Origin of the sequence: Streptomyces sp. NPDC002476, assembly GCF_042889785.1 — a bacterium.
Taxonomy (GTDB): domain Bacteria; phylum Actinomycetota; class Actinomycetes; order Streptomycetales; family Streptomycetaceae; genus Streptomyces.
Window position 1 is genome coordinate 18768 of the sequence record NZ_JBIARH010000058.1, and the last position, 10679, is coordinate 29446.

Sequence of the window (10679 nt, forward strand, 5' to 3'; positions counted from 1 at the left end):
ACGTATCTGCCATGCCAGGCCCGTGATCGTTCGGCCGGTCGACCGCGGGTACCGCGACCGGGCAGACTTGGAGCAGACCGAAAGGGGCACAGGATGACCGCACAGCCGATCCACTCGCACGAGTCGGACAGGGTGCCACGCAACGCGGAAGGCATTGCGGCCGCGCTGGACGGCGCTCGCCGCATGGACTTCTACCGGGAGCTGCTGGCCGCGTCTCCCGAGGAAGCGGCGAGTGTTCTGCGCCGCTGGTGGTGCGAGGCGATGCTCGACACCGACCCGGCCGGGGACCGGCTCACTGCGGCCGCGCTGGACGGGACGCTGCCGACGACCACGGTCGCCGACCTGGTGGCCCGCCGACGTGCGGCAGGTCTGCCCGTTGAGTGAACCGCACGACGAGGAACCGGTGGGCCTGCCGTGCGTGTTATCGGGAGAGGCCGCAACGCTTCTGGAAGACCCGGGCCTCCCCGGTGACGTGTTCGGCGCGATCGTGGCGGCCACGGTCCTGATCAATGAAACCCGCGGCGAGGTTCCGGGCAGCAGCACGTCGACGAAGTGGCCGCAGCAGCGGCGCATGCCGCTCGGTGCGGACGGCATGCTCGGCATCGCCGAGTACGTCATCGTCGCCGACGCCGACCCGCCGCACATCGTCCTCACCCGCATCCAGCTCTACTGATCCACCCGGACCGGGCCCGGCGAGACATCCGTCCCACCGGGCCCCGTCAGCGTTCCCGCCCTGGCCGCCCACCACACCGCCGGAGGCACCCGCGAGACCGGACTCGCACCCCGCATCCGCGAAGCCGCCGACCGCCAGACCGAAGCCCTCCGCCAACGCCGCGAGCCCGAAGAGGCGTTCACCGAGATCGCCGCCCAGGAGGAAATCCTTCAAGACCAGCAGCGCCGCACCGGACACGACGAAACACTGGAATCCAGCATCCGGGCCGCCCTGCACCGGGCCCGCGCCGAGCGCGGCCAGCTCCTCCAGCAGCTCGCTGGACAGACCATTCTGAGACACCGGCATCAACTTCACGTCGGCACCCTGAACACTGCCGTCGCAAGCGACACGCTGCCGCAGGTCTCGATCCGGTGATCCGTCGTCGTACTCATCAGGTGACTCCTTCGGGAAAGATCACACCTGATTCATGACACTCCTCGGACGCGGTGTTGCGACCCCTCGCAGGGGCGATAAGGACCACGGCGCGCGAGCACGGCGTCGACCAGGAGCTCATGTTGCTTACCCCTCGTAGGGGCGACGAGGACTGGCGTCCAGGAGCAGCCCCTGGTCGTCACCACCCGATTGCGACCCCTCGGAGGGGCGATGAGGACCCGCGGGCGCTGCCGCGCTCCTGGGCTGCTGCAACCTGTTGCGACCCCTCGGAGGGGCGATGAGGACGGGGGCAGCAGTCACCCGTGCCCCGGCGGGATCACCGCGTTGCGACCCCTCGGAGGGGCGATGAGGACCCGCTCGTTCTCGTTCACCGGCCCGCAGCCGGGCAGGTTGCGACCCCTCGGAGGGGCGATGAGGACCACCGACAACACCACGGTCACCACCACGGTGATCACGTTGCGACCCCTCGGAGGGGCGATGAGGACCGTCACCTCGGCGGGCGGATCGGGGACGACTTCCAGGTTGCGACCCCTCGGAGGGGCGATGAGGACGCGCTCATCGACGTGCGCGACTCCACGGAGGCCGCCAAGTTGCGACCCCTCGGAGGGGCGATGAGGACCGGATCGTCGCCATGGACTAAGCCGGACAGGGCGAGACGTTGCGACCCCTCGGAGGGGCGATGAGTGTGAGTTTTCAAGTCGGCGTGCGCTCCCGGGGCTTCCCGGAGCGGTCGTGACAGACTCTACAGCCGCGCTCTGACATGTCCTTTCCGTGCCTGCATCTGATCGCTTTTTTCTTTTCTCTGATCTGTTATGGCCCGTTGTCAGTGGCCCCTGGTAGACCGGCATTCGAGATTCTGCTGCGGGGATTTGCGTGTGGTAGACATGCCGCGTCGGTTTGGCTGACTGAGGAAAAGCTCGTATCGACACGGCATTTCTCACGGGTACGTCCATGCCCGCTGACCAGCGGAAAGGGGTGGAAGTGCGCTTACGCGTTCACGTCAAAACCAGAGCACCAGAGATCCCATGGGACCAGGTCATCGCGCCTGGCCGCGGCATCGTCTACTCCGCGCTCTCGCGTCAGGCGCCGCAGCTTGGGGCCAAGGTTCACGAAACCGGGTGGGGTCCGCATCGTATTGCGCCTTTCGGCTACAGCGCCCCGGAGTTCCCCACGGTGAAGCGTGTACGCGGTACGTACGTCGCCGGTGGCGCCGGCACGGTGGAGTTCGGCAGCCCTGTCGAGGGAATCATTGAAGCATTGGCCAAAGACTTCGCGGTGATCCCCATCCTGGACTGGGGTGGAGTGGCCTTGAACATCGAGGCTGTGACGCGCCTGGCACCGCCGGCGTTCGCTTCCGGGCGTGGACGGTTTCGCACCGTCAGTCCTATTGCGATCAAGAGCGAGTTGACGCGGGCGCCGGACGGGAGTCGTAGCGGAGGGGGATGGGTTCTTCCGGGCGAAGTGGGCTTTGATGTCTCGCTGAGTCACAGTCTCCGCCGGAAAGCTGAGACGTTCGGCTACGGCCCGGTGACCCTGGAAGCGATTACCTGGATCGGTCCCCAGCGATCGTTTTCCGTCGTGGGCCACGGCAGTGGCGCCTCCAGTCCAGTGCGCTGGGGCAAAAAGACCGGTGCGCCGGTGGAGATTGAGGTGTCCGGTTCGCCTGCGGCGCTTCAGGCCTTGTGGTCCTGCGGTATCGGTGGGGCGACGTCCGCTGGATTTGGGTGGGTGAGGCCCTGATGCCGGTCATTGCTACGCAGGACGAGCTTCGTCTCACAGCGCATCCGCTGCAGCGTGCGGGAGCCCATGCCATTGCCGTGCTCGCCCGGGCAAGTGGTCCAGAAGCGGTCACTGGCGACCAGTTCCAGGAAGTCGTCAGGCTGATGATCAGTGACCTCGTCGCCACCAGCACAGTGGTCAAGGGCAGTGCCGGCTGGTACCTCAAGGGGGTCTCGTACAACCTGTGGCCGAACTGTGCCCTGCATTACAAGAACAAGTGCACGCCTGCCGGAATTTCGGCCTGGCGCAGCATGCCCCCTGTCGAGGAGTGGCCCGGTGTGCCGTGCTCGTTGTGCGGGAGGGCTGCCTGTGCCTGGTATGGGAATGTTGACGTCCCCTTGGGTGCCAGTGTCGAGCATCGCAATACCACCGCTCCTGGTCATCGGGGTACTCCGCTGTGTTTTCCCTGCGTCAGCAGTTTCCATGCTCTGCCGTATGCGTTCGCCGCCGGCGGTGGTCTGTTGCAGGGGGTTCACTCGTGGGACGAGCGGTTCATGGCCCGTGCCACCCGCAGTGCGGTACCTGCCAACCGCCGGAGCATGGCTGTCCGGGGCGACCTTAAGCGGGGGAGTGGGGCGTTCGCGGTCGAGTTTGCCGCTCTGCGGGCGCTGCGTTGGTGGGACAGGCGTATCACGGCCGGGGTTCAGGCCATCCAGTTCAGCAACAGCACCAGGGACATGAGGTTCCAGGTCGAGGACATGGATCAGGCTCTTGCCGAGTGGCTGCGCTCTACCGCCTCGGATTCTGGGCGGCGTACCGGGTTTTGGTATCTGGCCCAGAGCCAGGCCAGTGCCAAGGTGCCGGGGCTGCGCATGCTCGCTTGGCGTGCTTTCAATCAACCGGCGGTCATTCCGTCCCGGGCTGTCGGGTGGCTTCGTGACCAGATCACCGTAACCGGCCGTATCCCGGCTGCGGTGCCACACCTGGCTCCCCTTGTCCGTACCTATCTCACGGAGGTCCTGCACGTGCTGGAGAAAGACGTCGGGCACGTCACCGCTGTTGCCCGTCACATTGCCGATGTCGTCATCGCCGATGGTGACAAACGCCTCAAGAAGTTCGTCGTCGCCACGCGGCGGCCAGGCGATCTCAAGAGTTGGCTGCGGGGCGAGATCGCCGACTGGGCCAAGAAGCGTCCCGCCGACGCCGCGAACGCGCCGTTCATCAGCGTCCCACAGTGGCGGACCCTCTTCGGCTCCGGCAACAGCTCCTGGAGCGCCCGCGAACTGCTCTTTGTCGCCGTGTTCGAGGAACTCTGCGCCCGCGGAGCCACTGTCGAGGCCGCTGATGAGACGACCACCGACGACGACTTCAAATCCCTCGACACGATCGACCAGGAAGAGAGCTGATCATGAGCGTGTACCTGACCGGCAAGGCCGTCCTCGACATCCAGGCCGGCGCTCCCAACAATGGGCGCGGCACCGCCGACCAAGGCAACGTCACCCCTGTCAAGCAGCACCGTACTGGTGGCAAGACCTATCCGTATGGGTCCGCCCAGTGGTGGCGGCGCATGCTCAGGGACAGTTTTCCCGACACCGATGTGCCTTCGCCGGTCATCGTCAGTGGCAAGGACGCCAAGCAGCAGTCCTATACTTCTGGCCGTCCCGACCGGTACACCGACGATGATCTCTTCGGTTACATGGCTGCTACGAAGGCCACCCGGCACATGCGGAGCACGGTGCTGTCCACGGGCACGTTCGTGTCCATCGCTGCGGAGCGGCCGACCCGGGACTTCGGAACTATGAGCCGGGGTCTGCCGACGGGTGCCAACCCGGTCCTTCACGAGCACGAGTTCTACACCGCGGCGCTTCAGGGTGATTTGCGTCTTGACCTGCTGAGGGTCGGTTTCTTCGAGCAGGAAGGCAAGGTTCGTCAGGCTGCTCTGTCCGACGAGGCCGTTGCGGAAGCTCTCGAGGCCGGATGCGTCGAAGTCACCCGCCGGGGCATTTCCGGGATTCTGCTCCCCATTGAAGAGCGCCGCCGTCGCGTGGGCCTGCTGCTGCGCACGATGGCCGCGATGCACGGCGGCGCGAGTCAGTCAGCGCATTACGGCGACCGGACACCGGCCCTGATTCTCCTCGCCCCGATCCAGGGCGGGAACCAGCCGTTCGCCCGGATCCTGGCACCGGTCGACGGGGAAATCCGTTTCTTCGCGGACACTCTTCGCGAGGAGATTGCCGCCTGGTCCGACCTCATCGACGGAAAGGTCCACCTGGGCTGGGCCCCGGGCTTTCTCGGCGACCAGCGCGAGACCGCTCGAGCTGAGCTGGCCGACCTGATCACAGCCGACCGCCTGGTCATCGACCACCCCCGCGTCGTCCTGGCGAACCTCGCGCAGGCCATCGAGGCCGGCGATCACGACACCTGGTTCCAGGACTAGCGCCAATGCCGGTGACTTAGCGCGTCGTTGACGGCCCTGACGTGCGGAAACGTCGCACTGAGGCTCTGTCAGGCGCCAAAGTCAACGGTATTGGGACTAGCCCACCTTGTTCATGCGCCCTGAAGGGCTCAGCACCGCTGATCCGGCCTCCTTCCCGAAGCCCGCTCCGACTGACCTGCACGGAGCAGTGAACGATCAGCTCACCACGAACTGCCAGGAGACCCCCTGTGGAACCTGTCGAAGCCCTCGAAGTCACCGTCACCGCGCCCATCACCAGCTTCCGCAACCCTCTCTACCAGGGCATGCAGATCGGTCTTCCCTGCCCTCCGCCGAGCACCGTCGGCGGCATGCTCGCCGCCACCGTCGGTACCTGGGAAGAGGTCCCCGTGGGCACCCGCTTCGCGATGACGTTCACTGCAGAAGGCTCCGGCACGGACCTGGAGACCTACCACCCCGCCGCCGCCAAACCGGCCTACCGGAACGCGACCATCAAGGACCGCGAGTTCCTGACCGACATCACACTCACCGCATGGCTGGCCACGGAACTCGACCTGTGGGAGGCGGCACTCCGCACGCCCGTCTGGCCGCTGGTCCTGGGACGCTCCCAAGACCTCGCCACCGCACGCACCCGCCGCGTCCGCCTCACCAAGGGCGGCAGCGGAACCCAGGGGCACGCAGTCATCCCCCACACCACCGCCCCGGACCCGCTCACCATCAACAACGGCGAACAGATGCAGCTCCCCACCGCGATCGCCCTCGACCGCGCCCGCACCAAATGGGACACCTACCGCTACGCCCGCACGGGAACACAGGCCACCCTCGACGCCGACTATGTCACCGACACCGGCCAGGCATTGATTCTTCTCCCTCCCACCCACCCCGTACACGCCGCGGCGTGAGGACGACCATGCACGAGGCCCGCCCCCTCCGCGCCAAAAGCCCCCGCGGCCAGCACGCCGAAGGCGAATTGCTCACCGATCACTCCCTGACAACGCTCCGTCGCGCCAACACCGTCGCTGCGCGTATCGGACACCTACCCATCGCACACCACCGGTTCGCGACCTGGTTACGGGCCGCCGCCTTCCTGCACGACACCGGAAAGGTTGCCTACGGTCTGCAGCGCCAGATCGGAAATACGTTCGAATCAGCCGAAGTCTGGGGCGAGCGGCACGAAGTCCTGTCCCTCGGCTTTCTCCCTACCGTCCTCGCGGCGCTCCCCAGGGAAGAGATCCTGTGGATCGCCACCGGCGTTGTCACTCATCACCGTCCGCTCACCGGCGGCGAAGGCCGCCACCGTGCGCTCTTTGCCCTCTACGCTCGTGACAGCGCGGAAGACTTCGCGCGAAGGTTCGGCCGTATCGACGCGGACGCGGTCCAGGACCTCACCGTCTGGCTGCACACCACAGCCGTCGCGGCCGGCCTGATTCCCGACGGACCGCCACCCGGCCTCACCCCCGAGACGCTCCTCAAGGACACCCACGCCCTCTTCGGTGAACTCGTTGACCGCTGGGAATGGCCACTGGAACCCGAGGATGACGCCGACGGACTGACCGCAGTACTCCTGCAAGGCGGCGTCACGATGGCCGACCGCATGGCCTCCGCCCGCACACCAGTGCACCAGAACCACCCGCTCACCCCTACATACCGACAACGCCTCGAACAACGCCTCCGTGCCAAGGGCTACAGCCTGCGCCCGCATCAGATCCAGGCAGCGAACACCACCGGCCACGTCTTCATCCGCGCCTGGACCGGCTCAGGGAAGACCGAAGCCGCACTCCTGTGGGCGCTGCGCAATCTGCAGGACATGACTGCCTCCGGTCGGGGCACACCCCGCGTTTTCTACCTACTGCCGTACCTCGCAGCGATCAACGCGATGATCCGCCGCCTCGAAGAAGGAGAGTTGAAAGCCACAGGTCAAGTCGGTGCCTCGCACTCCCACGCCGCCTCCTACTACCTCAGCCGAGCTCTGGAAGACGAATGCGCCACTGATACCGAAGCCCTCGCCGCCGCACGGAAATCCCTCGCCCAGGAGAACGCCACCCGCCTCTTCCGCGAGCTGATCCGGGTCGGAACCCCCTACCAGCCCCTGCGCGGTGCCCTCGCAGGACCCGCCCACTCCAGCGTCCTCCTCGACACCGCGAACTCCCTGTTCATCCTCGACGAACTCCACGCCTACGACCCCAGGCGACTTGGCATGATCCTCGCCATGATGAGCTTCTGGGAACGCCTCGGAGGACGATTCGCCATTGTCTCCGCTACCCTGCCCGACGCACTCCAGGAAGCCATCCGCGGCGCTCTCAACCAGCACGTACACCTCATCCAGCCCCCAGAAGGAACTGTCTTCCCCCGTCGGCACCGCCTGCTCATTCGGGACACCACTCTGAGTTCGGATGAGGCCGCCACCGAAATGACCGGCCGGCTCGAAGCGGGAGAAGCGCTCCTCGTCGTCGCCAACAACCGACCCAATGCCCGCGCCCTCTACCGCAAACTCGGAAGCATCGCCCGGCGCGTCCATGGCGACCAGGACGCGGCCATCATGCTCCACTCCCGATACCGCCGCGACCACCGCGCCACCATTGAGGACCGCATCCGCGCCCGCTACCACAATGACCGAAAAGACCGGAAAGGCGGCGTCCTCGTCGCCACCCAAACCGTCGAGGTGTCACTGGACGTCGACTTCGACACCATCCACACCGCCTGCGCCCCCATGGACGCCCTCTGCCAGCGCTTCGGCCGCGTCAACCGCAGCGGCACCCGGCCACCGGCAGACGTCGTCGTCCACACCCCCGCATACCTGCCTCGCCGCGGCGAAACCGGTCTCTTCGCCGACGGTGTCTATCCGAAAGAACCGGTCACACTGGCCTGGCAGATCCTCCGCCGACACCATGGCGAAGTCATCGACGAGTCCGTGATCACCGACTGGCTCAACGAGATCTACTCCAACACCCCGGAAAGCTGGGGCGCGGCTTGGCGCGATGAAATCGAACAGACCACCAGGAACTTCACCTATGCCTTTCTCACCTGGAACGAACCCTTCCGCGACCGCTCCGAGCTCAAGGACGACTTCGATGCGATGTTCAACGGAAAAGAAGCCATCCTCACCACTGACCAGACCGAATATGCCCGCCGCCTCGCCACCGACGACGGCCGCCGCCCAGGCCGCCTCCTCGCAGAAGACCTCCTCATCCCAGTCGCAGGCAACACCCCCACGACCTGGAACGAGCACATCAAAGTAGACATCATCGACGCTGAATACGACGAAGAGAACGGCCTCGGTACGGTCCGCAACTGACCACAGAGGAAGTCGAGCCTCATAAAGGCAAGTACCTTGAAACCTTCATAACCATCATCACCCCGAAAGGGTTCACAACATACGAGCTTTCCCTCACATCAAGAGTGCGATCACGATGGTCCTCATCGCCCCTCCGAGGGGTAGCAACGTGGCGGAATGATGATCGACACCCCGCGCCCCGGCGTCCTCATCGCCCCTCCGAGGGGTAGCAACTAGCGGGTGACGGTCAGGGTGGTACCGGGCATCGCCCGTCCTCATCGCCCCTCCGAGGCCAGAGGAGCGTCGCCTCATGGAGCGACTCGACCCGAGTCCTCATCGCCCCTCCGAGGGGTAGCAACATGCTCAACGCCACCCCGTACGTGCGGGCGCATGTGTCCTCATCGCCCCTCCGAGGGGTAGCAACGACAGCTCCGGGCACACCGAGATCCAGTCGCGGACGTCCTCATCGCCCCTCCGAGGGGTAGCAACACGATGCGGCAGTAGTGGCCCTGGAACGCGGCGGTGGTCCTCATCGCCCCTCCGAGGGGTAGCAACGCGCGGGCCACGGCGGCGACGGCCAAGGGTCAGCGGAGTCCTCATCGCCCCTCCGAGGGGTAGCAACCCGGTCACCTCGTCCACCCCGAGCCCGGCGTGCTCCGGTCCTCATCGCCTCTCCGAGGGGTAGCAACAGTGCATACCCCTTACCTTTCTTCGTCAGGAGGGTGTCCTCATCGCCCCTCCGAGGGGTGGGGGTGCTGCGCCCGCCGCTGGTGGGTGGTGGTCCTCATCGCCCCTCCGAGGGGTAGCAACGTCCGATACGGCAACGGATGGCGGCAGCAGTGGCCGGTCCTCATCGCCCCTCCGAGGGGTAGCAACCCGGAGTCGGCGCGTCCACGATCCGAGCCGACGCCGTGTCCTCATCGCCCCTCCGAGGGGTAGCAACGGTCGGGTGCGCCGGTGGCGCACGGAGGTGCCTCACCCGTCCTCATCGCCCCTCCGAGGGGTAGCAACATGTCTACGTTGTGCAGGCGTTCCGCCGGCACCGCGGTCCTCATCGCCCCTCCGAGGGGTAGCAACTGGTCATGCCGGTGTCTGCGGGCGTCTCGTACGGGGCGTCCTCATCGCCCCTCCGAGGGGTAGCAACAATCGCCGACGAGCAGCAGCGCATGACGGTGCTCTAGTCCTCATCGCCCCTCCGAGGGGTAGCAACGCGGTGTCGCGTAGGTCGCCGGCCTGATGCAGCGCGGCGTCCTCATCGCCCCTCCGAGGGGTAGCAACGTCAGGTTCAGCGGCATGGCGTCTGTGCGGGAGCGGTCCTCATCGCCCCTCCGAGGGGTAGCAACATTGGCAGCCGGACTGCGAGAGCCCCGCACCAACCGGTCCTCATCGCCCCTCCGAGGGGTAGCAACACAGCACGTAGGACCCGACTCCGGCCGTGACCGCGTGGTCCTCATCGCCCCTCCGAGGGGTAGCAACGCTGCGCGTGCCCGAGGGGCGCGGGTGGCACCAGAAGGTCCTCATCGCCCCTCCGAGGGGTAGCAACCAGCAAGTTCCTGGCGGGACGCGGAGTCGTAGGAGGTCCTCATCGCCCCTCCGAGGGGTAGCAACCCCGCGCCCTGGTCCGCATCGCGTCCGCCCTGGACCTGTCCTCATCGCCCCTCCGAGGGGTAGCAACGTCGGGCTCAACGCGATCGGCCACCTCGTGCAGTCCGGTCCTCATCGCCCCTCCGAGGGGTAGCAACGAGTGCGGCAAGGTCCGCAAGGTGATCCTGCGCGGTCCTCATCGCCCCTCCGAGGGGTAGCAACTGCCAGATGTCGATGCACCACTGCATCGATCCGTGGTCCTCATCGCCCCTCCGAGGGGTAGCAACGTCGGCAGCGGACGGAGCGTGATCTCGGTGGTCGTGGTCCTCATCGCCCCTCCGAGGGGTAGCAACCCGTTCCGGTCTTCTTCTCGAACCGGCTCATCCAGTAGTCCTCATCGCCCCTCCGAGGGGTAGCAACGCGGTGTATCCGGTGGTTTTGGTGACGGTCACGAGTCCTCATCGCCCCTCCTAGTGCCGCATCAGGCAACGTTTGCCCTGTTGACGACCTCGCGTAGGCGTTCGTCGGCGGCGTGCTTGTTCCGCCAGATGATGTAACGGCGG

7 protein-coding genes, 1 pseudogene and 2 CRISPR repeat arrays are annotated in these 10679 nt (G+C 66.3%); of the genes and pseudogenes, 7 read left to right on the forward strand and 1 reads right to left on the reverse strand.

Going from position 1 to position 10679, the window contains the following annotated elements; translation table 11 throughout:
- Positions 1–93 precede the first annotated feature (93 nt).
- From ACFYXM_RS34195 to cas3, 7 genes are all read left to right on the forward strand, one after another.
- A complete protein-coding gene (locus tag ACFYXM_RS34195) occupies positions 94–384 on the forward strand; it encodes a hypothetical protein (protein WP_389295377.1) in 291 nt (96 codons plus the stop codon).
- Positions 377–673 carry a hypothetical protein gene (locus tag ACFYXM_RS34200; protein WP_389295379.1) on the forward strand — a complete coding sequence of 99 codons (297 nt, stop codon included), beginning with the start codon at positions 377–379 and terminating at the stop codon, positions 671–673. The genes ACFYXM_RS34195 and ACFYXM_RS34200 overlap by 8 nt, the downstream gene beginning before the upstream one ends.
- A gap of 487 nt (positions 674–1160) precedes the next feature.
- Positions 1161–1792: a CRISPR direct-repeat array (repeat unit 30 nt; unit sequence GTTGCGACCCCTCGGAGGGGCGATGAGGAC).
- Positions 1793–2056: 264 nt separating this feature from the next.
- The gene (locus ACFYXM_RS34205) at positions 2057–2845 is read left to right on the forward strand and encodes a CRISPR-associated endoribonuclease Cas6 (protein ID WP_389295381.1); all 789 of its coding nucleotides are present in this window, start codon (positions 2057–2059) and stop codon (positions 2843–2845) included.
- Entirely contained in the window at positions 2830–4230 is a 1401-nt protein-coding gene (locus ACFYXM_RS34210) for a hypothetical protein (protein WP_389295382.1), read from the forward strand. The genes ACFYXM_RS34205 and ACFYXM_RS34210 overlap by 16 nt, the downstream gene beginning before the upstream one ends.
- A 2-nt stretch (positions 4231–4232) precedes the next feature.
- On the forward strand, positions 4233–5261 hold the full coding sequence (gene cas7i, locus ACFYXM_RS34215) for a type I-B CRISPR-associated protein Cas7/Cst2/DevR (protein WP_389295384.1): 1029 nt from the start codon (positions 4233–4235) through the stop codon (positions 5259–5261).
- Between the two features lie 227 nt (positions 5262–5488).
- Positions 5489–6160 carry a CRISPR-associated protein Cas5 gene (cas5, locus tag ACFYXM_RS34220; protein WP_389295386.1) on the forward strand — a complete coding sequence of 224 codons (672 nt, stop codon included), beginning with the start codon at positions 5489–5491 and terminating at the stop codon, positions 6158–6160.
- Positions 6161–6168: 8 nt separating this feature from the next.
- On the forward strand, positions 6169–8553 hold the full coding sequence (gene cas3, locus ACFYXM_RS34225) for a CRISPR-associated helicase Cas3' (protein WP_389295388.1): 2385 nt from the start codon (positions 6169–6171) through the stop codon (positions 8551–8553).
- 118 nt (positions 8554–8671) lie between these two features.
- A CRISPR array of direct repeats spans positions 8672–10600; the repeat unit is 30 nt; unit sequence GTCCTCATCGCCCCTCCGAGGGGTAGCAAC.
- Here cas3 and ACFYXM_RS34230 read toward each other — a convergent pair.
- Positions 10601–10679 (reverse strand): annotated as a pseudogene (locus tag ACFYXM_RS34230) (transposase); the annotation flags it as partial.